We start from the raw sequence: 23114 nt of genomic DNA on the forward strand, positions 1-23114 counted from the left end.
AAGACTTTGGTTGTCTTTAGTGATCCCTCTGGGGTTCGAACCCAGGACCCCAACATTAAAAGTGTTGTGCTCTACCAGCTGAGCTAAGGAATCATTGTGTAGCCTTTGTTTTCAAAAGCGATGCAAATATAGAGCGATTAAATTTAAATCGCAAACTCAATTTTGTGGAAATTGTAGGTTTTTGCCCCCAGAAACAGGCCCAATTTAATTTATATCCTTGGTTCGTAATTTGATATAAAACCGAAAAGAAATTGAAAAAAAAATACAAACTTTTAAAAACTGCTTTGTTCGCTTATGATAATGCCCGTTTTTAGTGAAAAAATGAGCAAAATTTGTTCTTCTTTTTAATCTCAAAAAATCGAATAAGCTTCTAAAAAACTGTTTAAAATTTATCCTTCAGCTTTTTTATATGAAGAAATGAAGCGTAATTTCGTTAAATTTTATTTGAATAGTGGTTCTATTCAAATAAAATTTGCCTTGTTATGCTTCACTTTTCATCGATAAAAAATTCTAAAAACAAATCTTAACAGTTTCTAAAACCGTAAAAAATAATTCTAATTTTGTGATTCATTATCTAAGTTCATGCAAATGGACTCAAAAATTGCAAAATAAATCTTCCTTATGAATGATAAAATCGTAGTGATTACCGGAGCATCTTCCGGTATTGGTAAAGCATTGGCATTCGAATATGCTTCTCGTGGATCAAAAATTGTACTTGCGGCAAGAAATACTGAAAAGTTAAAAGAGGTAGAAGAGGAAATTCTTGCCAAAGGAATTGAGGTATTATCGGTAAAAACCGATGTTAGCATAGAGGAGGATTGTAAGAATTTAATTGATAAAACTGTTGAAAGATTTGGAGGAATTGATGTATTGATTAACAATGCAGGAATTTCGATGAGAGCCATGTTTGCCGATTTGGAATTGTCGGTACTTAAACAATTAATGGATGTGAACTTTTGGGGAACGGTATATTGTACAAAGTATGCCATGCCTTATATTACCAAATCAAAAGGGTCGGTTGTAGGTGTAATTTCCATTGCTGGATATATTGGCCTACCTGCTCGTACTGGATATTCGGCATCGAAATATGCCATTCGTGGATTTCTGGATACATTAAGAGTTGAAAACCTAAAAACAGGTGTGCATGTATTGGTAGCAGCTCCTGGGTTTACAGCATCTAATGTAAGAAATGTAGCATTAACTGCCGATGGTTCATCACAAGGCGAAACCCCACGTGATGAAAGCAAGATGATGAGTGCCGAAGAATGTGCGCGTTTAATTGCCAATGCTGTTGTAAAGCGAAAAAGAGAATTGATTATGACTTTTATGGAGGGGAAACTAACCGTATGGTTGAAAAAATGGTTCCCAAGCCTGTTAGAGAAGCTTACCTATAACCATATGGCTAAAGAACCTAATTCACCTTTGAAATAAAAAAATGTAATTTGAAGCGAGTTTAAATACTCGCTTTTTTCTTGCGTTTTGTAACATTTACAAGCCCTGCAAGTATATCTACTTTTTAAAACTGGTATCAAGCGATACAACTACTACTTGACTAATGGACAAATCTCACTTCAATACTTTTATCTTTTCCAATGCGAACAAGATATACTACTATGTATTTTGTATTCTTAAGAATTCTGATCAAACCATTCAAATCGTTGAAAAAACATTTGAAGAGTGTTGGAACAAAAGAAAAGAGCTATCTCATTCCGATTTGACTCCTGTTTTTAAAATTGCCAGAGATTTGGCTAAAAACGAAATGCAAGGTAAAGCTGCATCAAAAGGAGTTCTTAATCAAAATACTGAAGTGAGCCCTGTGCTATTGCGTTTTTGCGAGCTGTTGAATGATTTGGCTCCCATTCAAGCTGAAATCTTGTGTTTGCGCTCTTTGTCAAGAATGAGCGTTGATGAGATATCCAAAATTGTTGGACTTGGCTTAAATAATGTACAGTCGATGTTGGCTGAAGTACGAAAGTTAGTTCGAGCACAGGTTGACCCTAAAGGAATCCTAAAGGAATTTTCTTATCACGAATTGCTTACCAAATACTATGCAGGTAGTACAAGTATAGAAGAGGAGGAGCAACTTCGCTTATTTGTATCTCGAATGGACTTATCTGAAATTCCCGAATCAGATCGGGAGGTATTCAGCATGTTTTTAAAAATTGGTAATGCAGAGATTCCAATTACCGGATCAGACATTTTACGCGATAAAATGAAAGAACTACAGACCACAAAATTTCAAAGAGTATTGGCTAAAATAAAAAAGCAATCCAAATGAGGATTGCTTTTTGTGTTTTATAAGGAACTGCATTATTTACATTTGAATTCACCTTAATCATGCAGGTTTATCATCTAAAGATTTAAATCCTTTTCCCAAAATTTCGTTGGTTTCCATAACTGTAACAAAGGCTTCAGGATCAATCGAGTGGATGTAATCCTGAAGCATCGATAATTCGCGACGGTTTACCACCATGAAAATCATATTTTTTTCACTTCCATCATACATACCGGTTCCTTTTAAAAAGGTACCGCCTCTGTTCATATCTCCAATTACCTTGTTTTTGATTTCTTCGTATTTATCAGATACGATAAATAAGGCCTTTTCGTAGGATGAGCCTTGCAAGGTAATATCGGTAACCTTACCTATAATAAATAGTACTACCAGTGAATACAGAGGAATTTGCCAATCAAGTTGGATGTATAAACAACTCAAAACGATTAGGAAATCGATATAAATTACGGTTTGCCCAAGCGGTGTTTTTGCGAATTTAGCAACAATCATTGCCAAAATATCCGAACCTGCCGAAGTGGCTCTTGCTTTTAGAATTAAGCCTAAGCCAAATCCAATAAAAATACCTCCGAAAATACAGGAAAGCAATACATCATCAACCAAAGGAACTAAGCCCCACCAAGCTGTTATTGTATCCAAAAATAAAGCACACAAAACAAAAGACAGTATGGTTTTTATACCAAATCGAGGTCCTAGAACTTTAATTCCAAGAAGGCTTAAAGGAATGTTTATTGCCAAACTTGCAATCCCAACTGGAATTCCTCCTCCAAACTTTCGGAACAAATCGTTCGAATAATCCATGAAGTGGTACAGGATATTCGAGAAGAATCCGGTATAATCAGTAGGATTTAATGCACCAAACAAACCTTGAGGAAACAGACCTTGAGTCAGTTTGTTGATTACAATCCCGATTCCATAAATACTTCCTGGAACCAAATCGTGCGGAACTATAAAGAATACAAAGCCAGCAGCCATAATAAATGCCCCGGCAATAACCAGTGAGTAATTATAAAACCATTTTCCGGAGAAAATTGCGTCTTTTTGTATAAAAGCCAAAGTGAATATGTTTTTAGTGTGTAAGCTTTAATTTAATTGTAAGAATAGTAAGATTTTGCAAAAATAAATAATTTTTAGAGGAATACTTGGCCCAATCTGTGCTATTTTCAGAGATTTTCTTTGAGGAAAGGTTGTTTTACCGATAAAGAATTGATTGTTTTGCATTAGATTCAATAAATAAATATGAGAGCAAGTATCAGTAGGCTGATCATGAGAATGTTCGGCTGGAAATATATAGGAGAGATTCCTGAAGTAAAAAAAGCTGTAATTATTGCAGTTCCTCACACCTCCAATTGGGATTTTGTTTGGGGAAAGTTGGCTTTTTTGTCGCACAATGTGAAAACTACCATTTTAATGAAGAAAGAACTCTATGTTTTTCCATTAAAATACCTTCTAAAATCGTGGGGAGTAATTCCGGTTGATCGATCGAAAAAAGGGAATATGACTGATCAATTGGCCGAAGAATTTTCGAAAAGAGAATCCTTATACATTTCAATTGCGCCCGAAGGCAGCAGGAGTTTAAGACCAGAGTGGAAGAAAGGCTTTTATTTTATCGCTTTAAAAGCAAATGTGCCCATTTACATGGCGGAAATCAATTATGAGGATAAAACCTTAACTTGTGGAGAACCTTTTTATCCAACAGGTAATGTTGATGAGGATATGAAAGTGATAAAGAGCAATTATATAAACTCAAAGCCAAAACATCCTGAGAAGTTTTCTACTGGCTTGTAAATTTGTTTGTTATGTCCGATCTGTTAAAAGTTAGCTTGGTTCAATCCGAATTGATTTGGGGAGATGTAGAAGCCAATTTGAATCATTTTTCTGAATTACTTGGAAAAATTGATAGAGAAAGTGATCTAATCGTCTTGCCAGAGATGTTTACTTCTGGATTTTTAATGAAGGATAAAAACAAGGTTTCGCCATTTGCTGAGATGACAATTCATTGGATGCAGAAATGGGCATCGAAACTTCAAACTGTAATACTGGGAAGCATTATTGTAGAAGAAAATTCGGAGTATTTTAACAGGTTGTATATTGTAAATGCTGGGGGAATTTTAGCTCAGTATGATAAAAGACACTTGTTTCGAATGGGAGAGGAACAAATGCATTTTCAGGCAGGAAAGCAACGTGTGATTTTTAATATTGGAAAATGGCGAATTTGCCCACTGGTATGTTACGATTTGCGCTTTCCGGTTTGGAGCCGAGGGATTGATGAATACGATTTATTGCTATATGTTGCCAACTGGCCAAAGCCTAGAAGAGAGGTGTGGAATACCCTCTTAAAAGCAAGAGCTATTGAAAATCAAAGCTATGTGGCAGGTGTGAATCGGGTAGGTGAAGATGGAATGAATTTATCATACTCGGGAGATTCATCCCTGTTCGATGCCAAAGGAAAGCTTCTTACAAAATGTGAAGATCATAAAACAAACATTCAGACTTACAGCATAAGTTTGAGTCAATTGAATGATTTTAGAGCCAAATTTCCTGTACATCTCGATGCAGATTCATTTCAAATAAGCAAATAATAATACGATTACATAAAGCGATTCAAAGACTTATTAATTTTATTGCTGATTTTTATTCATCAGTATTGGAAAACTAAATATATAGTTCTATATTTAAGTCAGAAGTCATAAAACAAAATTTAAGAAACAAAAACGAATTGTCCCACTTTAAATAATACAAATAATAATGAAAGAATTAACTAGGGCTGAAGAGCAGGTGATGCAAATCCTTTGGGAACTTGAAAGTGCCTTTGTAAAGGAAGTAATTGAGCTCATTCCTGAACCAAAACCAGCTTACAATACAGTTTCAACAATTGTTCGAATTCTTGAGAAAAAAGGATTTGTTGGACATGTTGCATTCGGTAAAAGTCATAGATACCACCCATTAATTACCAAAAAAGAGTACACGCGCAAATTCATGAAAGGATTTGTAAGAAATTATTTCTCGAACTCATACCGAGATATGGTATCCTTCTTTGCAAAGGAAGAGCAGGTTAGTTTATCGGAATTGGAAGAGGTTAAAAGAATGGTTGAAGAGCAAATTAAAAAGCAAAGCTCTTAAAATTTATTGGTGAATGGTAACAGGCGTAATTCTATATTTCTTACAATCAGCAATCTGCATGGCATTCTTTTATGCCTTGTATTGGTTGTTTCTGAAAAGGGATACCTTTTTCAGGATCAACCGTGTGTTTTTGATGCTGACTTTGGCCGCCTCCTTACTTATTCCATCTCTTAAAATACCTTTTCAGGTAGAATCAAATCCGGTAACATCAGACTATGCAATGCTTGATGCGGTGGTATTAACTTCTCAGCAATATTTAAGTGCGAATATGTTGGAGGAAGTTGTGGTTACTGCCGATAATCATATTAATTGGTATCAATATATTGGATTTGTATACCTGATCGGATTATTGCTGCTGACTCTTCGTTTTTTCAAAAACCTGATTCAATTGTTTATTTGGACCAGAACAAATAAAAGAATTCGTGAGAATGGAGTGCAGTTGGTAGTAATGAAGGATGATTATCCGCCATTCTCATTCTTAAATGCAATTTTCGTAAGTAACCAGGACTATAAAAAGCCTGGGTTTGCTTCCATATTGGCACATGAAAGAGTACATGTGGATCAATTGCATACATTTGACCTTTTAGTGTTGGAGGTGCTTACGGTAGTTTTTTGGATTAATCCATTTGTTTGGATGTATAAAAGTTCTATTCAGGAAGTACACGAATATTTAGCTGATGACAAGGTGGTGAATGGTTCGGTTAATCCGAATGAATACAAAATGCATATTGTCAATCAATTTGCAGGAGGAGATTTGTTCCGGTTGGCAAATAACTTTGGTCAATCAACATTGAAGAAAAGAATTTCGATGTTGGGTAAAATTAAAACTCCTAAGATTGCGCTGGTTAAGCTTTTATTGTTGCTTCCAATTGTTTTGGTATTACTATCAGCATTTGCTTTTACGATTGAAGAAGAGAAAAAAAATTCCCAAAACTTTTCATTTAAAGAATTTATTCCTGATGGATTAAAACAATTTTATTCTTTTTCAGACAGAGAATATTCTACTTACGATGATGAATTGCACTTTATTCAAGGGTCAGCTACAAGTGGGATTTCAGCATTAAAGCATAAGGAAGAAGTTAGCCCTAATCAAATTTATAGAATTGCTGATGAAATGCCTGAATATCCTGGTGGTATTAATGTACTGAAAAAGTATATCACCAATGAAATGAGATATCCTAAAGAGGCAGAGAAAAACCAAACGGAAGGAATGGTATTTGTTAGTTTTGTTGTTGGGAAATCAGGAGAAGTTAAAAATGTATATGTAAATAAAGGTGTTTCTCCTGAATTGGATAAGGAAGCATTGAGAGTGGTAAAGGGATTACCTAATTGGACACCGGGTAAGCACAAAGGCAATTTGGTAAATGTGGCTTATACATTGCCAGTTGATTTTAAGTTGAAAGATTTTGCAATTGAACAACCTATATTAATTAGAAAACCAGTTCTTGCAAGAATTAAAAATGCTTCGGATTATCATACTGATAATTTAGCGAAATTAGAAAATTACAATCAAGAATATACTGTTGTTGAGAAAATGCCAGAATTCCCTGGAGGAAATGGAAGCTTAAGAAAGTGGGTTGCCAGAAATTTAAGATATCCGATTTTAGCTGCTGAGCAAGGTTACGAAGGAAAGGTATATGTAAAATTCAATGTGAATAAAGATGGCAGTGTATCAGATGCAAAAATTATTAAAGGTGCGAATGTGGAATTAAATGAAGAGGCTCTTCGTGTTATAAATAGTATGCCTTATTGGATTCCTGGAGAGCAACAAGGAATTAAAGTTAAGGTGAGTTATACAATTCCTATCCGTTTTGCTTTGAATAAATAAAATTTTTTACGTATATTAACTAAGAAATTAGTTCTAGGGACTAATTCTTTAGGAATAACACCCAAAACCAATTTATTGTCTAACCAAAATTCAATGTTATGGAAGTAAAAAAGAATCCCCGTTACGATTTAGAAAAGAAAAGAGGAATGTTTTTACAAATCGGTTTTCTACTCAGTTTTTTAATTGTTTTAGCTGCTTTTGAGTACAAAACACCAGTTGCCGAAACAGAGGAGTTGACTATGGATATCCTTGAAGAAACGGATGAAATTATCCCTGTTACTGTTCAGGATAAGCCAAAACCCAAAGAACAACCAAAGGTAAAGTTGATGGAATTAGCAGAACTTTTATTGGCAGATGACGACGAAGAAATTGAAGATCTTGAGATCGAAGATGCAAGCTTATCAGAAGATGATGAATTTGATATTGTTGCTGTGAATGAAGATGTAGAAGAAGTTGATGAAGATACGCCATTTGTGAAAGTAGAGCAGATGCCAATTTTTAATCCTAAAAAGAACAAAACCTACGAACAAGGACAACGTGATTTGTTCATTACCATGCAGAAAATGACTCGTTACCCTACAATTGCTCAAGAAAATGGTATACAGGGAAAAGTGTTTGTAAGATTCGTTGTGACCAAAACAGGTGAAATTGCAAATATTAAAGTAGTTCGTTCTGTTGATCCATCTTTGGATAAGGAAGCGATTAGAGTAGTAAGTAATCTGCCTAAGTTTAAACCTGGAAAACAAAGAAATAAGCCTGTTAGTGTATGGTTTAGCGGATATATTTCGTTTGTACTGCAATAATTTTTTTATAGATATTAACTAAGAAATTAGTTGTGAGATGTTGTTGAACCTTTAATTCAAAGAGCTATGAAAGAGAAGAAGAATGCTAAATATAATTTGGAGAAGAAAAGAATCATGTTTCTGCAGTTTGGATTGATTTGCAGTTTTGTGTTGGTTTTAACTGCCTTCGAATACGAGGTTCCATTTGATGAGCCCAAAGATATTGTTGTAGAGGTATTGGACGATGTGGATATGTTGATACCAATTACTTATCGTGAACCTGAAAAGCCTAAAGAAGCACCAAAAATTAAGAAAATAGAGTTGCTTACACCTTTATTGGTAGACAATGAAGAAGAAGGAATAGATTATGAGCCTGAGGATTCATTTGGTGATCCTGATGATGAGGTGGTATTTGTGGTTACGGAAGATCCAGAAGAGTTGGTTGAAGAAACACCCTTTGCGCTTGTTGAAGATATGCCGGTTTTTAATCCTGATAAAAATGACAATTACAAACAGGGTAATATGGATCTGTTTCGAACCTTACAGAGATCTGTAAAGTACCCGGTTACAGCTCAAGAAGTAGGGCTGCAAGGTAAAGTATATGTTCGGTTTGTAGTTACCAAAAGTGGCGATATTTCTAATATCGAAATCACTCGTTCGGTTGATCCAATTTTGGACAATGAAGTCATTCGGGTACTTAAAAGCTTGCCAAAATTTAAACCAGGCATGCAACGATTAAAACCTGTTCCGGTATATTATTCTGCTTTTGTGAACTTTAGGTTGCAATAGGTTGAATATCAAAGTGTAGCTGTTCGGTTTTTTCGAAACAATAAAGATCAAAATTCGTACTATTAATAAGTAAAACGTTCTTTGAACTCATCCTCTCATGAGGTACGATTTTAGCATGGTTCTTATTGAATCATGCTCTAAATGCACCTATTGTTGATCGCAATTTGTTACCATTAAAATGAACAGCTATGATTCCTAAAAAGAATCCAAATGTTGATTTGGAAAAGCGGAAATCCTTATTCTTTGAAATTGGGATGGTCGTGGCTCTGGCTGTAACCTTTGTTTCGTTTGAATGGAGATCAAATGTAAAACAAGCTACCCAATTTACTTCGGAAGCAGAATTTACAATTGATGAGGAAATGGTTCCGATTACCAGGCAGGAAGAAATAAAGGCTCCACCCAAACTACCTCCTAAAATCAAGATTGCGGATGTTATCACCATTGTTGAAGATGATGTTGAACTAGAAGAAGAGTTAGAAATTGTTGAGGAAGAAATCAACCAGGAAACAGAAGTGGATATTCAGCCTATTCGAGAAGTTGTAGCAGAAGAAGAGGAAGAGGATGAAGCTCAAATCTTTGTTATTGTTGAAGAAATGCCAATTTTTCGACCTGATATTTGTAAAACCAGGAAGGAGGGCGATGCAGAATTGTACCGACACATATACAAAAGCCTAAGATACCCTGTATTGGCTCAGGAAAATGGAATTACAGGCAGGGTATTTGTAAAATTTATAGTGGGTAAAGATGGTGGTATTTATGATGTTGAGGTATTGCGAGGTGTTGATCCTTCTTTGGATCAGGAGGCAATTCGTGTGATTAAGAATTTACCAAAGTTTTCGCCAGGAAAACAGCGTGGTAAACCTGTTAATGTATCCTATACTTCAGTGATTAAATTTGTATTACAATGAATTAAGGTAAGTGTTACGTTAAATTACTACTCAGACTTGAAAACGAAAGTCCGCATTTGATGTGCGGACTTTTCTACTTTATATGATTCGTGTTTCAATCTTGTCTCCTTTGGCATGTTTTTGTAGTAATGAAACGGCAAAGTCCATTGCTTTTTGTAATTCATGATTTCCTTGAAAGCTTAAAATTATCATTAAAAATTGTGAGCATTCATTGGTAATCGATGTGCGAACAGAATCGCTGGTAGGGCTTCCAAAAGCTCCCAATTCATCTCTGAAAATCGGTAAGAACTCAATATTTAATTCACCACGTCCTATTCCTTTATAAGGTTCATCTTTTCTTCCGATTCCTAACCGAATATCACCATTTATTTTTTCTGCATTATAACCACCAATGGAAAATCCACTATCAATCGAGACCAAATTTAAAAGGTCTACAACATTATTGATTTTATACAAGCCTTTGCCACTTGCAACTCTTCTTAGTAAAGCCTCGGCAGAAGGTCTGTATCTGCTTGGATCCTTACCAATTTTGCGATATCCCAATTTTGTACTTTTTACACTCGGTAATTGTCTTATTTTTTCAGGATCTAATTCTTTTTCCTTTCTCTCAATGAATTCATTGATTTCCTTCCAAAGTTCCGGACAATCCTCTTGTGTTTCAACATTACATTGAATAGCTCCTAGTTTAAGATCAGGCCATGTGCTTTTAAGTTCCTCCTCAATTAGAATATTTATCATTTGTTACCTGTTAAATTTAAGAATAGTTAAATCCAAAAATCAAAAATAGGAATTAAATAATGATATTTTCTGTGAATCTTTAAATTATCTTATCATAAATTTCTTAAAAGCTTGAATATTTTTTAATTTTAATGGAAAGCGATAAAATCATTTGAAATGACAAGAAGAAATGCCCTAATAACAGGAGCTATAAAACGAATAGGAAAAGAGGTGGCTGAACATTTGGCAGCTAAGGGATATAATATTGCACTGCACTACAACTCATCTAAAAAAGAAGCTCTCGAGTTGCAAGCAAAATTGATCAATACATATCCTTCACAAAAATTCAAAATCTTTCAATGTGATTTGAGCAATGAATTGGAATTGGAGCAGTTGATAGACAAGGTGATGAATCACTTTAAGCAATTGGATTTATTGGTAAATAATGCTTCGGTTTTTGATCCTGGTGTTATTCGGGAAACGGATGTAAAGCTTTTTAACCTGCAGATGGATGTGAATTTAAAAGCTCCATTTATAGTATCAAGAGATTTTGTTTTAAATAACAATAGAGGCTTAATTATTAATTTTTTAGATACACGAATTTCTGGGTATTCAAATTCTCATGCTGCTTATAGCATTTCCAAAGTGGGATTGGCACATCTTACAAAAATGATGGCTTTAGAATGTGCACCAGATGTACGAGTAAATGGAATTGCACCAGGTGTAACTTTGCCACCAGAGGGAAAAGGAGAGGAATATTTAAAGAATTTGGCCAATAAAACTCCGATGAAAAAAACAGGAGGAGTAAAACCAATTCTTCAATCGATAGATTACATTTTGGAAAACGACAACTTGACCGGACAGATATTGTATTGCGATGGTGGAGAACAACTCTTATAAAATTAGATTATGGCAATTATTCGCGTTAAAAATTTACTGATTAGAACATACATTGGATTTAATCCTGAAGAACTAAGAAACAAACAGGATGTGGTAATTAATATGTGCATTAAAGCCGATGTTAGTGAGGCCATTAAGAATGATGATGTTGACAACTCGTACAATTATAAAGTGATTACGAAAAAGGTAATTGCTTTGGTACAAGAAGGCAAATTTAAAATGCTTGAAAATTTGACTCAGCAGGTTCTGGATTTGATCATGAAAAATCCCAATGTGGAATGGGCTAAAGTAGAAGTTGATAAGCCTCATGCATTGCGATTCGCTGAATCAGTATCCATAGAACTTGAAGCAAATCGAAAAATCTAATTTAAAAAACATGAACTCGTGCATTATTGGAATAGGATCAAATATAAATCCCAATGAAAACATCAAAAGAATGTTATGTTTGCTTGCAAAAGACCATAGGGTGGGAAAGCATTCATCATGGGTTAAAACTGCACCTATAGGTATTACCGATCAGGATGATTTTATTAATGGAGCGGTTAAAGTAGAAACGCAACATGATATTGATGAATTTCGAAACTACCTGAAGCGACTGGAGGATAGGATGGGAAGAGACAGAAGCTTGCCTAAATTTGGTCCGAGAGTAATTGACCTTGATATTGTGGTGTGGAATGGAGATATTGTTGATGAAGATTACCATACCAGAGATTTTTTACGTGATTCGGTAAATCAATTGCTTGATTGAAGATGCTCAAGAAGTAAATCGACTAACTTGATATCGGCAGGAGCCCAATCCATGTCTTTCTATTCATTAACATGTATCCACTTGATATTTTGATGTACTCGTTTTTGAAATTCTCCCGATACATGTTCAACAAAAAAAGCTTTTAGGCAAACGATTTTTTTGCCATAGTTGTGAGTGTTTTGTTAGATAGAAGGTTGTTACTATTGATTGAATGCCAAATTCTTCATGAAGTTCTCGAACCATGCATTCTTCATCAGTTTCGTTTGCTTCTATTTTTCCACCTGGAAATTCCCATTTTAATCCTAAATCATCGTGATGATTTCTTTGTGCGACCAAAATAAAATCTCCTTTTCGGATAATTGCAACAGTTACCTGAATGGCTTTCATTCAGAATCTTTTTTTTCTGAATCAATTTCGTTCAGTAGGTTGGCAGCAAGTTTTACCAGGTTTTTACATGACATTGTGTAATTAAACCTGATGTCGAAACAAGTCAAATGATCTGATTTTTCTTGAAATCTTTTGGTAAATTCATCTTTTAAATCAGGCTTGTCTTTAATCAGTTCCAAAGCAGCAAAGTAAGCTCCACAGTATCCATTGGGTGCTTTCCCATTGCCAAATTTGGCAAGTTCAACAATCTGATTGTTTGTGATTTTGTATTCCTCCTGGAAGGCTTTAAAAATTGCTTGGGCGCAATTGTAATATCCGGGAGGTTTATGAAAATATTTTAAAGCAGTATCTGCTTTTGTTCTCTTATGGAAAAAACTCATTGTAAAGGTTCAAGTTGGTTATCAACAAATGTAGCGGTTTCCTAAATGAAACACCAATTAAATTAGGTCTTTTAGAACATGAAATTTGTCATATGCATGTAATAATCACGGAAAAATATTATATTTAACTACATTTAATATATTATTAGAATTATAGTATAAGTGTAGCTAAATCAGTAATCGTATGAATAAAATTAACCCATGGGCTTTTGGAATTGTATTTCTCTCTTTTGTTGCTTTTTATGCATGGAATGGTTTTAAGTTGCCGATTTTCTTTTGGGGTAAAACATGTAAGCAAGATGCTGTAATCTATGATACAAAAATTCATACCGTTTCTTTTGGAGGACAGGTGAATTGGAAACAAACGGTAAGATATTTTTACCAGGTTGATAATGGCTGGTATGATGGTTCTTATACATTAAAAGGAGCGCAATCAAAACAGAGGATTGGAAATCTTATTTCTCTTGAAGTCTCAAAATCCAGGCCAGCAAAACATCGGGTTAGAGCTTTTTACAAATCCGATCGGAATATTTATAATTTGGAAAGGCATTTTGAAACCAGACAAATATCTGGTTATAAAAAGCTTAATCTTGCCAATAATGTTTTTAGTTTGATTGATTTTAGTGTGCAAGAAGATTCAGTATCAAAGTATTATGGAGTCTTACATGTTAAAAATGACTCGATAAAAGAATTGATTCCAATCATCCATTATTACAAATCTAAAACTTACCTTGAATATCAACTTGTTGATGATGATCTGAGGAATCAGTTCCATAAGAAGTATCAACAACTGGAATTTGAAAAGAAAGATAATTCAATTCGAATTGATCCCCTTGAGGAAGTTTTTTATCAATCCTACCGAAATGCTTACAACGAATGATTCAATTTCTTTTCAAGCAAATTAATTCTCTGTTCTAATCTTATGGAAAAATTAGTTGAATTTTCAGCTACAAAACGAAATAGAATTAAAGATTTCTCGTAATATTCGTTTGCGAGGGCTTTTTGTTCTTTTGCGTTTTGTATTTCGGCTTCAGCATAAAATAACTCTGCTAACACTTGCAAGTGTTCATCGGTAAAATTGTGTTCTTGTAATAAACTATTGGTTAGCTTTTCTTTCGGTATACTCTTAAAGAAAGAAGCATCTTCCTTCAGAAAATCACGATATGCATTCTCAAGAATCTGAGATGCTTTTTTTGTATTCTTTTTATTCAGTAAGCCTAAAATTTGAGCAATCAATTCACCGATCATCTCAATCATTCTTAAAACATAGTCTTTTTGATACATATTTCTCTTTATATTTTAACCAATGGAGCCCAAGCTGAGGCAAAACTCTTTTCTCCAAATTTACCAAAATCACAAACTACATCCTGCTCATTGCAAGATTTAATTTCGCCGGTTCCATATTTTGGATGCTTTACTTTTGTTCCAACCTTCCATTTGGAACCATCATTCGATTCTACTTCCGGAGAGTTTTCTTCCACAGAATTCCGGACAGGAACGCTGCTTACTTTTTCAACCAAAGCACTTGGAATCGAATTCAAGAAATAGGAAGGTCCATCTTGTGCATTCCATGCACTTGATTTGGTATGCCAGGATATTTCCATGTGATTCTTTGCTCGCGTAAGCGCAACAAACAGTAGTCTTTTTTCTTCTTTTAAATGATCGTATCCTGCTTTTTTGCGTTCCAAGGGAATAATTCCGCTGTTGGCTCCACTTAAGTATACATGATCGAATTCCAATCCTTTTGCAGCATGAATGCTAAGCAAACGTACTCCTTTCTTTTCCTCTTGTAAGCCCGAATTAATTTGAAAATGTCCTTCCAAGCTTACCAGGCTCATGGCCGCCCGGTAGATTTCCAACCAATCGCCAAAATAGTTTTTTGATGTATAACGATCCAATTCGTTTAATGCATTCTTGATATCCGCAACATCATCCTTATAGTTGATTGATGTTGGCTTTAAAAAGAAATCGAGCGATAAATACTGGTACAGGTCAACATCACTTTTTTGAGATTGCAAGTAATTTGCCAATCCCATTAGGCGTTGACAAAGCTTAATGTATTGGCTGCGTTTTTTATATTTCTCTGATAAGAAGCATGAAAAAGCTTCCAGTTTTGAGGCAAACTCTTTTCCCTCTGTGAATTTGTTGAATGCTGATAATAATCTTTTTCCAGCTTTTAGGCAACCGAAATCACCAGAACTAAATACACGCAGAATGCTATCTATATCATTTGGATGTAATCCTGAAAGGAGAATATTCTTTAACCAAAAAAGAGCTGCTTGTTCTCGCAATTTGGTTTTGCTTACCACTTCGCAAGGAATGCCTTCCAATTGAAAAATCGATTCGAATATGGCAATTTGCTGTCGGGTGCGAAACAAAATGGCAATTTCAGTATAAGGCGTTCCTTTTTGGTGTATTTCTTTAAATTTTTGTACATAGTAATAGGCTTCCTGATGATCATCGAAATGGTTTCGGATAATCAGTTTTTTTCCTTGGTCACGAGTAGCCTGCAATGCATCATTATCCTGTTGCAACAGGCAGGAAGCGGCATTAAGCAATTGTCCTGATGTTCTGTAATTCAAAGGCAATTTCATAATTGCACAGGATTGATCATCTATGTAATTCTGAAAGATTGCATTCGTACTTCCTCGCCATGCATAAATGCTTTGATTGGGATCGCCAACGGCAAAAAAATGATTTCCTTCATCACTCAGGTTTTGAATCAGTTCAATTTGTTCTTCATTACAATCCTGAAACTCATCTACAACAATCCATTGGGGAACAAATGTTTTTTTGAGTTTTAACAACCAGTTTGCCACCGATATTAAATCATCAAAATCCATCAGGTTGTTGGCTTGTTTCTCTTTGCGCGAAACACCTAAAAGCTGCACCAAATCATCTGGGTTTTTCATGTTTCCATAGATAACCTGCTTTTCGATTCGGTACAATTTTAATCGTTTGTCCAGTTTGTTTCGATATTTTACATCTAACTCGTGACTTACAATTAAGCGTTGCAAAAAATCTTCTTTTGCCTCCTGATCCATAATTGAAAAAGTAGGAGTGAAGCCCAATTCCTGCAAATTGGGATGTTCCTTAATCAATTGGCGAGCAACCGAATGAAAAGTGCCAAAGTATCTCAATTCACCACTACCTGGCAGTGTTGAATTTTCGTAGAAAGATAGTATTCTCTCTTTGATTTCACGTGCGGCCTTATTGGTAAAAGTCAGTACCGCCATTTGCGATAGGGGAACTGCTTTAATAAAGTGTAGGTACAATACTTTATGCGTGAGTACTGTAGTTTTTCCACTTCCTACCATCGCCGAGAGCAATAGTTTCTGATCCTCAGAAAATACAGCTTGTTGCTGATACAAATTGAGTTTTTTTAAAGCAGAAGCCAATTGTGGCTTTTTCGCTTCCACTTTCGTGACAATAGCGCTGTAATCCTCCTTTGGTTCGGTATAGCGTTCCAAGGGAATGATATGGTGATTTACAGGAGTTTCGAAAGATTCGAATGCCGAAATCGGGTCGAATTCTGAATTTTCCAATTCACTGTTCTTTAATTTTCTATGTAGGTGTTTTAAGCTCAATCTTAAATGTATTGTATGATCTGTTTTATAGGTGTTTTTATCGGCCTTTAATAAGAGTTTCTCTAATTGTTCATATACCCTTTACCATTACTCATCATGCGTTGCAGCTTTAGCTGATTTTTTAAATTGGCCTCTCCATCATCTGGTCGCAAAAGCAATTCAAAATGCTTTGGTAAATCAATTACTTTCGATAACTCGGATTTGATTCCTTCTATCACTTCAGGCTTTTGTGCCAATTTTAAGCTGCTGTCGGAATAATACAGAATCAATTGAGAATCTTTAATTTCTGATGCACTGCTTTGCTTTAGAAATCGCGAGCCAAATAAATTTTCCTTTTCAAATCGATTTAAAAGGATCTGCCAATTTTCCTTTAAACTGTTCCAGTCTATTTTCGGTGCAGGAGAGTTTTTGTAATTCGTTAAACCATCAATTTTGATGTCTTTTGGCAAATCAACTTCCTTGTAAAAGGAACGAAGTGCCCACAGAATTAGATGCTTGTTAATTCTATGATCTCCTACGCAAGCCGGACAACCTTCTTTACAGGAGCAATTTTTTACCAATTGGCCTGCGCTTTTGATAATCTCATCGATAAATTCGAAAGCTTTCTCCGAAAAACCAAGACCTCCAGGATACTCATCGAATAAAATAACAGCATGCTTGTGTTTGTGCGATTTAGGATGTGCAAAACCAAAAATATCACCACCCAAATCGGAATGGGTAGCCATAACACGCATGGCTGCCGCGGCTTTTAAACAATGTACCAATCCTTCGGTATAATCGAACCGAGGAATACTTTTGTCTTCGCCCAAAGGCTTTTGAGGCTCTAAACTTGGAGCTTTACCCGTTGCGACAAATACTTTTACCACATTGTCAGGAATTTGTATCCAACAGGCTTCGGTTTCCATTTGAGTTTGTAAAATCTGCGATAGCCCTTCGTAGCCTAGATTTTGATGTGTATTGAACTGAATCATTTTATAGCCCGATACCAAAACACTTACTCGAACATCGCCAAAACAGGAATAAATTCGGTGCTTCTCACTTTGTTCATGTTCCATTAAAATGTCTATTGTGCCTGGTTTATGAGGCTCTGTGTAGTAATTCGAATCTACCTCTTTCACCCAAGCGGTTTTGCTTTCCAAATCCAAATCAAGACTCTTGTACTGTATGCTATCGTGCAGATAAATGGCACCAGGGTAAAATTCCTTTTTTGCCTGAACCAAATCCACCGTAGTGATGGTTTTTTCCTTTTCGCGATCAACCACTTTAATGGTATCGCTGGTAATGTTTCTTAAGCTGATTTCGTGTGCTGGTGATACCTGACCACTCCATTGATATTGCGCATTGTGCTCGCTAATTTCACCCTCTTTTTGTAACAAGGGGATGATCTCTCCCAAATCAGGGAATGTGGCGAGATCATCTATGCTAAGAGGCAGTTCGGCCGAAGCCGCGCGAATGTGTGCCAACTGTATGTATAAATTGTTCTTATCGATTACAGCATTTTCCGATTCCGATTGCAATAACCAGTTCGGATTCATTCCTACGTACTGATCCATTGGTTTTTCCTTCAGCATTAGAACAGCATAGGCTTTGTTACCCTTTCTACCTGCTCGTCCCAATTGCTGCCAAAAACTAGCTCGAGTTCCCGGAAATCCACCCATTACTACCATATCCAAAGCACCAATATCGATTCCCAACTCCAATGCCGAAGTTGATACAACACCGTAAATATTGCCTTCTACCAAATCCTTTTCAATCTTGGCTCTTTCCAAAGGAGTATATCCACCACGGTAAGCCGATATTTTATCCGAGAAATCAGGACCTAGTTTTAAAGGATCTTGTGCCAAAATATCACGGCACTCTTTGGTTACCACCTCGGTTTCTCTGCGCGACATGCAAAAGGTGATTACACGAGTGCAATTTTCTATTAAATCGGGTAGCACACCTTTTAACTCTTCGGTTACCGATCTTTTTCTTTGTGCCTCTTTAATGAATTCGGGTTGCCAAAAAAGAATTTCTTTCTCAGGTGCTGGCGATCCATCTTTTTCAATTAATTCGAAAGGCTGGTGACAGATGTTCTCAGCCAGTTCAGCCGGATTGGCAATGGTAGCTGAACTGCATAAAAACTTGGGTGTGTTGCCATGATAATTGCAAATTCGAAGCAAACGGCGCATTACATTTGAAACATGTGAACCAAAGGCGCCACGGTAGGCATGCAGCTCATCAATTACAATAAAATCGAGATTGGCAAACAAATGTGGGAAACCATATCGATTGTGGTTGGGAAGAAAAGTGGCGTTAATCATATCCGGATTGGTAAGAATGATATTGGCCTCCTCACGAATTCTGGATCGTTCGTTGGCAGGAGTGTCTCCATCGTAAATGCCTGCTTGTATGCGATGTTTGCCAAAATACTCTACAAACTCAACAATATTTCGGAGTTGATCTTTGGTTAAAGCTTTGGTAGGATAGATAAAAAGAGCTCTTCGGCTAGGGTTCTCAAGTATTCTCTCAATCACCGGAAGGTAAAAGGATAAAGATTTTCCACTGGCTGTTCCGGTAGTAATTACTACCGATTTCCCTTGCATGGCCTCCTTGTACATTTCAGCCTGGTGAGAATACAATTGTTTGTAGCCCATTTGCTGTATGCAATCTTTCAATTCTTGATTCATTTCATCAGGAATGGATGAGAAGCTGGCTTTACGGGCTGGCAATATTTTTTTTGATAGAATTCGATTGGCGTATGTTGCCAATATTTCTTGTATTGTATGCATAATCTAATGAGTGAAGCTCCAAAGTTAATCTAAAACAAAGGATTTTTATATTGGAGAATTGATTTCAATAGAAATCGTTTGATGATGAGAGAACAATATTTTATTATTGTGTTTTAATTTATGGGTAATTATAAGTTGATGAAGAAAGTAGGAATTATACGTTGCCAGCAAACTGAGGACATGTGTCCTGGTAGTGCAGATTTTAAGGTGGCTAGCTCCGGAAAATTAGCATTTAAGGAATATGGACCTTGTGAAATTACAGGCTTTGTTACTTGTGGAGGCTGCCCGGGAAAAAAAGCTGTAACAAGAGCAAAAATGATGATAGAAAGAGGAGCAGAAATTATAGCCATGGCTTCATGTATCAAGAGAGGAAATCCGATTGGATATCCTTGTCCGCATTTCGAAACAATGAAAAAGGCCATAGAGAAACAAGTTGGTGCTAAGGCAATTCTCCTGGATTGGACTCATTGAGCCATTCACTTGTTTTTTAGTAATGATAAGCTTAAATTTAAATCATAATCAAATCACAATGTTATGAAGTCAATAAGTGCGCTATTCGTTTTTTTGTTGATTGCTTTGTCCATAGCTGCGCAATCAACAAATGAAGATGAATACCTGAACAAATGGCAAGAATACAAGGAACAGAAAGCTCCTTTTAATTTTGATGTAAAAAAGGACGTGATCGTATTAGAGGATCATATGGAATTTAAGAGGCCAAATTTGGGTAATTTAAGTTACCAGAAAGAATCGTTTACTGTTGGACAGGAAGTTTTAGGAGTTGCATTACATCTTACAGAAGCATTTTATGAAAGTGTTCGTTATCACGAACGAATAGCCCAGGATCCAGCCAAATATTTTATTCCGGGTTATTATACAAATACAAGAGATTTCATGAAATAATTTTACCTTTGTCGAAACGTTAGGGGTGCTTGAATCATGTATTCAGGCTGAGATTTTACCCTTTTACCTGATCTGCATAATAGTAGCGTAGGGAAACGATTTGTCTGATATAATTTTTAAGATATAGATACAACCGTTTCACTTTCGTGGAGCGGTTTTTTTGTTTCCTGCTGTTGTGCAAAATACTTAAAACAAAAGCATAAAATGGGATCAAAATTTAATCAATATGCATCGGATTATGATGCATGGTTTTTGGAAAATGAAAATGTTCTTTATTCGGAAGTAAAATTGGTGGCACATTTCTTAGAAAATGCAGGAGAAGTATTCTCGGTAGGATGTGGCAGTGGTTTGTTCGAAACCATTTTGGACAAAGAATTCGGTATTAGCATTAAGAATGGTATTGAACCTTCAGAAGGAATGGCAGCTATTGCCAAAGAACGAGGTTTAAATGTTGAAATTACCACGGCCGAAGAAATGGAATTGGGTAAAGAAAAGTTCGATACAATTCTGTTTAATGGTACTCCAAGTTATATTACCGATTTACAGAAGGCTGTTGAGAAAGCTTATGAAGCATTGCGTCCTGGTGGTAAAATTGTAATGATTGATGTTCCCAAAGAGAGTTCTTATGGTGTTCTTTACAACTTGGCCAAATCAGTGGGCACCTGGGATCATGAATTATTAGGAGGAGTTCATCCAAGAGATCCATATCCAATAGAATTGGTTAAAGTTGCCAAGTGGAGAACCACTTCAGAGAAAATCGATATCATAAAAAATGCTAACTTTAAGAATCTTCAATTTGCACAAACACTAACCAAGCATCCTCTGTATTCAAATCAGGTGGCCGAAGAACCAATTGAAGGATATGATTGTGGTGATTATGTAGCGATTTGTGCTGTGAAAAACCAGATGCTATGAACCCAAAAATGATTACAGAAAACCTGGAAGCAATCAGGAAAAATTCTCCCTTAGTACACAATATCACCAATTATGTGGTGATGAATAATACTGCCAATGCACTTCTTGCCATTGGGGCATCGCCGGTTATGGCACATGCCCAGGAAGAGGTAAAGGACATGGTTGGAATTGCTTCTGCTTTGGTGTTAAATATGGGAACCCTATCAAAAGAATGGGTTGAGTCGATGATTATTGCAGGCTTAAGGGCCAATGAAAGAAAAATTCCAATTGTCTTCGATCCTGTAGGCGCTGGAGCTACAGCTTACCGAAACGAAATAGCAACGAGAATAATCAACAATTGCAATCCGGAAATTATCAGAGGAAATGCATCTGAAATCATGGCCTTGGTGAATCAGGAAATGAAAACCAAGGGTGTTGATAGTGTTGTATCTACAAAATCAGCTCTTGATTCTGCCAAATATTTGGCTCAATTGCATGAGTGTATTGTTGTAATCAGTGGAGAGGTAGACTATATCACCGATGGGAATCGAGTTGAAAGGGTTGCTTTTGGAAATTCGATGATGGAAAAGGTAACTGGAATGGGATGTACGGCAACTGCTTTATTGGGAGCTTTTATTGCTACCAACGATAATTTGTTTGAAGCAGCCGTTAATGGAATGACAGTAATGGGAATTACCGGAGAACTGGCAAGTGCAAAAGCAAATGGACCTGGAAGTATGCAAATGCATTTTCTGGATTGTTTGTATAAGCTGAGCGAAGTTGAAATTGAACAAGCATTTTGTGCGGTAGAATGAACAGAGAAGATTTAAACTTATATCTGGTAACAGATAAGGAATTAGCCAATGGTAAAGCGCTTGAAGATATTGTTGAAGAGGCAGTAAAAGGAGGTGTTAGCATGGTGCAAATCCGAGAAAAGGAGGCAAACTCAAAAGATTTTTACCAGCTGGCTGGCTCAGTCAAGAAAGTGCTTGAAAAATATAAAGTGCCTTTAATTATTAATGATCGATTAGATATTGCTTTGGCGGTAGATGCTGATGGTTTGCACATTGGTCAGAGCGATTTGCCATATCATGTGGCTCGTAAAATATTAGGGCCAAATAAAATTATCGGACTTTCGGTTGAGAATATTGAACAAGCAAGGCAAGCAAACCAACTTGATGTTGATTACATTGGTTTATCTCCGGTATTTTCTACTCAAACCAAGAATGATATTGCCAAGCCTTTGGAATTGGATGGTGTGAAGGAAATTATGAGTTTTTCAAAGCATCCGGCTGTGGCTATTGGAGGAATCAATTCGACAAATACAGCAGATGTCATTAAGGCTGGAGCAGATGGAATTGCAGTTGTTTCGGCGATTGTTTGTGCTGAAGATCCATGCAATGCAGCAAAAGAACTGAAGGAAATCGTTAACAAGAGTTTATCACTTAAAGAAATTGATTCATGAAATGGTCTGAAGAAGCCTGGAGAAGAATTGAAGGAATTTATACTCAAATACTGGAGCATCCTTTTATAATTGAACTGATGAGTGGCGAATTGGATAAAGAAAAATTTAAATTTTATTTGACTCAGGATTCACTTTATTTGGCAGAGTTTGGTAAAGTACTGGCAGGAATTGCTGTTAAACTGGAAGACTCAGAACAAAGAAAAGACTTTTTAAACTTTGCCAGTGATACTGTTGCGGTTGAGCAAGCATTGCATCAGTTTTATTTGAAAGATCAAAAACAGAATGGTAGTGTATCACCTTCTTGTTTGCTTTACACTTCTTTTATTCATAAGCAATTGGCTACCGCCTCGGTTGAAGAAGCCGCAGCAGCAGTCTTACCTTGTTTTTGGATTTATAAAAAGGTGGGAGATTATATTCTCAAAAATCAGGATCAAAAAGACAATCAATACCAAAATTGGATAGATACCTATGGAGGTGAAGAGTTTGCTCAAGCGGTTAAAAAAGCCATAGAAATATGCGACCATTTGGCTGCGAATACTTCCATTGAGAAGAGAAGAAAAATGTGGAATGCCTTTGTAAAAGCATCTAAAATGGAATGGATGTTTTGGGACAGTGCCTACAAAAAGGAAACATGGCCAGTATAAA

The 23114-nt window shown here is 36.0% G+C and carries 26 protein-coding genes, 1 tRNA gene and 1 riboswitch; of the genes, 19 read left to right on the forward strand and 8 right to left on the reverse strand.

Going from position 1 to position 23114, the window contains the following annotated elements:
• Positions 1–20: 20 nt before the first annotated feature.
• Positions 21–93, reverse strand: a tRNA-Lys gene (locus tag NQ163_RS15080).
• A 528-nt stretch (positions 94–621) separates the two neighbouring features.
• Between NQ163_RS15080 and NQ163_RS15085 the strand changes: the two genes are divergently transcribed.
• Both NQ163_RS15085 and NQ163_RS15090 read left to right on the forward strand, forming a co-directional pair.
• The gene (locus tag NQ163_RS15085; protein WP_268191154.1) at positions 622–1431 is read left to right on the forward strand and encodes an SDR family oxidoreductase; all 810 of its coding nucleotides are present in this window, start codon (positions 622–624) and stop codon (positions 1429–1431) included.
• Positions 1432–1555: 124 nt separating this feature from the next.
• The gene (locus tag NQ163_RS15090; protein WP_268191155.1) at positions 1556–2278 is read left to right on the forward strand and encodes a sigma factor-like helix-turn-helix DNA-binding protein; all 723 of its coding nucleotides are present in this window, start codon (positions 1556–1558) and stop codon (positions 2276–2278) included.
• A 57-nt stretch (positions 2279–2335) separates the two neighbouring features.
• Here the strand turns inward: NQ163_RS15090 and NQ163_RS15095 are convergent, their stop codons facing one another.
• A complete protein-coding gene (locus NQ163_RS15095) occupies positions 2336–3346 on the reverse strand; it encodes a YitT family protein (RefSeq protein ID WP_147375967.1) in 1011 nt (336 codons plus the stop codon).
• Positions 3347–3529: 183 nt separating this feature from the next.
• Between NQ163_RS15095 and NQ163_RS15100 the strand changes: the two genes are divergently transcribed.
• The 7 genes from NQ163_RS15100 (at position 3530) to NQ163_RS15130 (ending at position 9720) form a co-directional block, all read left to right on the forward strand.
• Positions 3530–4078 carry a 1-acyl-sn-glycerol-3-phosphate acyltransferase gene (locus tag NQ163_RS15100; RefSeq protein WP_268191156.1) on the forward strand — a complete coding sequence of 183 codons (549 nt, stop codon included), beginning with the start codon at positions 3530–3532 and terminating at the stop codon, positions 4076–4078.
• Between the two features lie 11 nt (positions 4079–4089).
• A complete protein-coding gene (locus tag NQ163_RS15105; protein WP_268191157.1) occupies positions 4090–4872 on the forward strand; it encodes an amidohydrolase in 783 nt (260 codons plus the stop codon).
• A gap of 166 nt (positions 4873–5038) precedes the next feature.
• Positions 5039–5413 carry a BlaI/MecI/CopY family transcriptional regulator gene (locus NQ163_RS15110; RefSeq protein ID WP_120239878.1) on the forward strand — a complete coding sequence of 125 codons (375 nt, stop codon included), beginning with the start codon at positions 5039–5041 and terminating at the stop codon, positions 5411–5413.
• 13 nt (positions 5414–5426) lie between these two features.
• Complete coding sequence (locus tag NQ163_RS15115; RefSeq protein ID WP_268191158.1) at positions 5427–7241, forward strand: M56 family metallopeptidase; 1815 nt, start codon at positions 5427–5429, stop codon at positions 7239–7241.
• A 98-nt stretch (positions 7242–7339) separates the two neighbouring features.
• Positions 7340–8044: an energy transducer TonB gene (locus tag NQ163_RS15120; RefSeq protein ID WP_268191159.1), complete on the forward strand. Its 705-nt coding sequence runs from the start codon at positions 7340–7342 to the stop codon at positions 8042–8044.
• A gap of 66 nt (positions 8045–8110) precedes the next feature.
• Positions 8111–8812 (forward strand): energy transducer TonB, encoded by a 702-nt coding sequence (locus NQ163_RS15125; RefSeq protein WP_268191160.1) that lies wholly within the window; start codon positions 8111–8113, stop codon positions 8810–8812.
• Positions 8813–9000: 188 nt separating this feature from the next.
• Positions 9001–9720: an energy transducer TonB gene (locus tag NQ163_RS15130; protein ID WP_268191161.1), complete on the forward strand. Its 720-nt coding sequence runs from the start codon at positions 9001–9003 to the stop codon at positions 9718–9720.
• 78 nt (positions 9721–9798) lie between these two features.
• Here NQ163_RS15130 and NQ163_RS15135 read toward each other — a convergent pair whose 3' ends face one another.
• Positions 9799–10458, reverse strand: a complete 660-nt coding sequence (locus NQ163_RS15135) for a B3/B4 domain-containing protein (protein ID WP_268191162.1) — start codon at positions 10456–10458, stop codon at positions 9799–9801.
• 156 nt (positions 10459–10614) lie between these two features.
• Here NQ163_RS15135 and NQ163_RS15140 point away from each other — a divergent pair, with 156 nt between their 5' ends.
• The 3 genes from NQ163_RS15140 to folK are packed head-to-tail and all read left to right on the forward strand — an operon-like array spanning position 10615 to position 12085.
• Positions 10615–11337, forward strand: coding sequence for an SDR family oxidoreductase (locus NQ163_RS15140; RefSeq protein ID WP_268191164.1), 723 nt, complete (start codon positions 10615–10617; stop codon positions 11335–11337).
• A gap of 9 nt (positions 11338–11346) precedes the next feature.
• Entirely contained in the window at positions 11347–11703 is a 357-nt protein-coding gene (gene folX / locus NQ163_RS15145; protein ID WP_268191165.1) for a dihydroneopterin triphosphate 2'-epimerase, read from the forward strand.
• 10 nt (positions 11704–11713) lie between these two features.
• Positions 11714–12085: a 2-amino-4-hydroxy-6-hydroxymethyldihydropteridine diphosphokinase gene (folK, locus tag NQ163_RS15150; RefSeq protein ID WP_120239870.1), complete on the forward strand. Its 372-nt coding sequence runs from the start codon at positions 11714–11716 to the stop codon at positions 12083–12085.
• Positions 12086–12211: 126 nt separating this feature from the next.
• Here the strand turns inward: folK and NQ163_RS15155 are convergent, their stop codons facing one another.
• Together NQ163_RS15155 and NQ163_RS15160 are read right to left on the reverse strand one after the other, a co-directional pair.
• Positions 12212–12472 carry an NUDIX domain-containing protein gene (locus NQ163_RS15155; protein ID WP_326493333.1) on the reverse strand — a complete coding sequence of 87 codons (261 nt, stop codon included), beginning with the start codon at positions 12470–12472 and terminating at the stop codon, positions 12212–12214.
• Entirely contained in the window at positions 12469–12852 is a 384-nt protein-coding gene (locus NQ163_RS15160; protein ID WP_268191166.1) for a C-GCAxxG-C-C family (seleno)protein, read from the reverse strand. Before NQ163_RS15160 ends, NQ163_RS15155 begins: the two co-directional genes overlap by 4 nt.
• Positions 12853–13036: 184 nt before the next feature.
• On the opposite strand from NQ163_RS15160, the gene NQ163_RS15165 reads away from it, so the two are divergent.
• On the forward strand, positions 13037–13732 hold the full coding sequence (locus tag NQ163_RS15165) for a hypothetical protein (protein ID WP_268191167.1): 696 nt from the start codon (positions 13037–13039) through the stop codon (positions 13730–13732).
• On the opposite strand, the gene NQ163_RS15170 is transcribed toward NQ163_RS15165, so the two are convergent.
• The 3 genes from NQ163_RS15170 to NQ163_RS15180 all read right to left on the reverse strand — a co-directional run bounded on the left by NQ163_RS15170 (position 13720) and on the right by NQ163_RS15180 (position 19210).
• A complete protein-coding gene (locus tag NQ163_RS15170) occupies positions 13720–14136 on the reverse strand; it encodes a hypothetical protein (protein ID WP_268191168.1) in 417 nt (138 codons plus the stop codon). The genes NQ163_RS15165 and NQ163_RS15170 overlap by 13 nt on opposite strands.
• A gap of 8 nt (positions 14137–14144) precedes the next feature.
• Positions 14145–16397, reverse strand: coding sequence for an ATP-dependent helicase (locus tag NQ163_RS15175; protein ID WP_268191169.1), 2253 nt, complete (start codon positions 16395–16397; stop codon positions 14145–14147).
• Between the two features lie 104 nt (positions 16398–16501).
• Positions 16502–19210, reverse strand: a complete 2709-nt coding sequence (locus NQ163_RS15180) for a DEAD/DEAH box helicase (protein WP_268191170.1) — start codon at positions 19208–19210, stop codon at positions 16502–16504.
• Between the two features lie 138 nt (positions 19211–19348).
• On the opposite strand from NQ163_RS15180, the gene NQ163_RS15185 reads away from it, so the two are divergent.
• The 6 genes from NQ163_RS15185 (at position 19349) to tenA (ending at position 23113) form a co-directional block, all read left to right on the forward strand.
• Entirely contained in the window at positions 19349–19681 is a 333-nt protein-coding gene (locus NQ163_RS15185) for a CGGC domain-containing protein (RefSeq protein WP_120240507.1), read from the forward strand.
• Positions 19682–19744: 63 nt separating this feature from the next.
• Positions 19745–20110 (forward strand): hypothetical protein, encoded by a 366-nt coding sequence (locus tag NQ163_RS15190; RefSeq protein ID WP_268191171.1) that lies wholly within the window; start codon positions 19745–19747, stop codon positions 20108–20110.
• 11 nt (positions 20111–20121) lie between these two features.
• A riboswitch (TPP riboswitch) is annotated at positions 20122–20221 on the forward strand.
• A 93-nt stretch (positions 20222–20314) separates the two neighbouring features.
• Positions 20315–21025: a class I SAM-dependent DNA methyltransferase gene (locus NQ163_RS15195; RefSeq protein WP_120239862.1), complete on the forward strand. Its 711-nt coding sequence runs from the start codon at positions 20315–20317 to the stop codon at positions 21023–21025.
• The gene (gene thiM / locus NQ163_RS15200) at positions 21022–21819 is read left to right on the forward strand and encodes a hydroxyethylthiazole kinase (protein ID WP_268191172.1); all 798 of its coding nucleotides are present in this window, start codon (positions 21022–21024) and stop codon (positions 21817–21819) included. The genes NQ163_RS15195 and thiM overlap by 4 nt, the downstream gene beginning before the upstream one ends.
• On the forward strand, positions 21816–22469 hold the full coding sequence (gene thiE / locus NQ163_RS15205; RefSeq protein WP_268191173.1) for a thiamine phosphate synthase: 654 nt from the start codon (positions 21816–21818) through the stop codon (positions 22467–22469). The genes thiM and thiE overlap by 4 nt, the downstream gene beginning before the upstream one ends.
• Positions 22466–23113, forward strand: coding sequence for a thiaminase II (tenA, locus tag NQ163_RS15210; RefSeq protein ID WP_268191174.1), 648 nt, complete (start codon positions 22466–22468; stop codon positions 23111–23113). Before thiE ends, tenA begins: the two co-directional genes overlap by 4 nt.
• Position 23114: the final 1 nt, after the last annotated feature.

The sequence above is a fragment of the Marinifilum sp. D737 genome, from assembly GCF_026672275.1.
In the GTDB taxonomy this organism is placed as follows: domain Bacteria; phylum Bacteroidota; class Bacteroidia; order Bacteroidales; family Marinifilaceae; genus Marinifilum.

Bases quoted from the DNA above. Each gene is read 5' to 3' on its own strand.
- NQ163_RS15115 (WP_268191158.1), top strand. From the start codon at position 5,427: ATGGTAACAGGCGTAATTCTATATTTCTTACAATCAGCAATCTGCATG.
- NQ163_RS15195 (WP_120239862.1), top strand. From the start codon at position 20,315: ATGGGATCAAAATTTAATCAATATGCATCGGATTATGATGCATGGTTT.
- NQ163_RS15110 (WP_120239878.1), top strand. From the start codon at position 5,039: ATGAAAGAATTAACTAGGGCTGAAGAGCAGGTGATGCAAATCCTTTGG.
- NQ163_RS15100 (WP_268191156.1), top strand. From the start codon at position 3,530: ATGAGAGCAAGTATCAGTAGGCTGATCATGAGAATGTTCGGCTGGAAA.
- thiE (WP_268191173.1), top strand. From the start codon at position 21,816: ATGAACAGAGAAGATTTAAACTTATATCTGGTAACAGATAAGGAATTA.
- tenA (WP_268191174.1), top strand. From the start codon at position 22,466: ATGAAATGGTCTGAAGAAGCCTGGAGAAGAATTGAAGGAATTTATACT.
- NQ163_RS15160 (WP_268191166.1), bottom strand. From the start codon at position 12,852: ATGAGTTTTTTCCATAAGAGAACAAAAGCAGATACTGCTTTAAAATAT.
- NQ163_RS15165 (WP_268191167.1), top strand. From the start codon at position 13,037: ATGAATAAAATTAACCCATGGGCTTTTGGAATTGTATTTCTCTCTTTT.
- NQ163_RS15170 (WP_268191168.1), bottom strand. From the start codon at position 14,136: ATGTATCAAAAAGACTATGTTTTAAGAATGATTGAGATGATCGGTGAA.
- NQ163_RS15090 (WP_268191155.1), top strand. From the start codon at position 1,556: ATGGACAAATCTCACTTCAATACTTTTATCTTTTCCAATGCGAACAAG.
- NQ163_RS15155 (WP_326493333.1), bottom strand. From the start codon at position 12,472: ATGAAAGCCATTCAGGTAACTGTTGCAATTATCCGAAAAGGAGATTTT.
- NQ163_RS15105 (WP_268191157.1), top strand. From the start codon at position 4,090: ATGTCCGATCTGTTAAAAGTTAGCTTGGTTCAATCCGAATTGATTTGG.
- NQ163_RS15190 (WP_268191171.1), top strand. From the start codon at position 19,745: ATGAAGTCAATAAGTGCGCTATTCGTTTTTTTGTTGATTGCTTTGTCC.
- thiM (WP_268191172.1), top strand. From the start codon at position 21,022: ATGAACCCAAAAATGATTACAGAAAACCTGGAAGCAATCAGGAAAAAT.
- NQ163_RS15120 (WP_268191159.1), top strand. From the start codon at position 7,340: ATGGAAGTAAAAAAGAATCCCCGTTACGATTTAGAAAAGAAAAGAGGA.
- NQ163_RS15180 (WP_268191170.1), bottom strand. From the start codon at position 19,210: ATGCATACAATACAAGAAATATTGGCAACATACGCCAATCGAATTCTA.
- NQ163_RS15125 (WP_268191160.1), top strand. From the start codon at position 8,111: ATGAAAGAGAAGAAGAATGCTAAATATAATTTGGAGAAGAAAAGAATC.
- NQ163_RS15185 (WP_120240507.1), top strand. From the start codon at position 19,349: ATGAAGAAAGTAGGAATTATACGTTGCCAGCAAACTGAGGACATGTGT.
- folX (WP_268191165.1), top strand. From the start codon at position 11,347: ATGGCAATTATTCGCGTTAAAAATTTACTGATTAGAACATACATTGGA.
- NQ163_RS15140 (WP_268191164.1), top strand. From the start codon at position 10,615: ATGACAAGAAGAAATGCCCTAATAACAGGAGCTATAAAACGAATAGGA.
- folK (WP_120239870.1), top strand. From the start codon at position 11,714: ATGAACTCGTGCATTATTGGAATAGGATCAAATATAAATCCCAATGAA.
- NQ163_RS15135 (WP_268191162.1), bottom strand. From the start codon at position 10,458: ATGATAAATATTCTAATTGAGGAGGAACTTAAAAGCACATGGCCTGAT.
- NQ163_RS15085 (WP_268191154.1), top strand. From the start codon at position 622: ATGAATGATAAAATCGTAGTGATTACCGGAGCATCTTCCGGTATTGGT.
- NQ163_RS15130 (WP_268191161.1), top strand. From the start codon at position 9,001: ATGATTCCTAAAAAGAATCCAAATGTTGATTTGGAAAAGCGGAAATCC.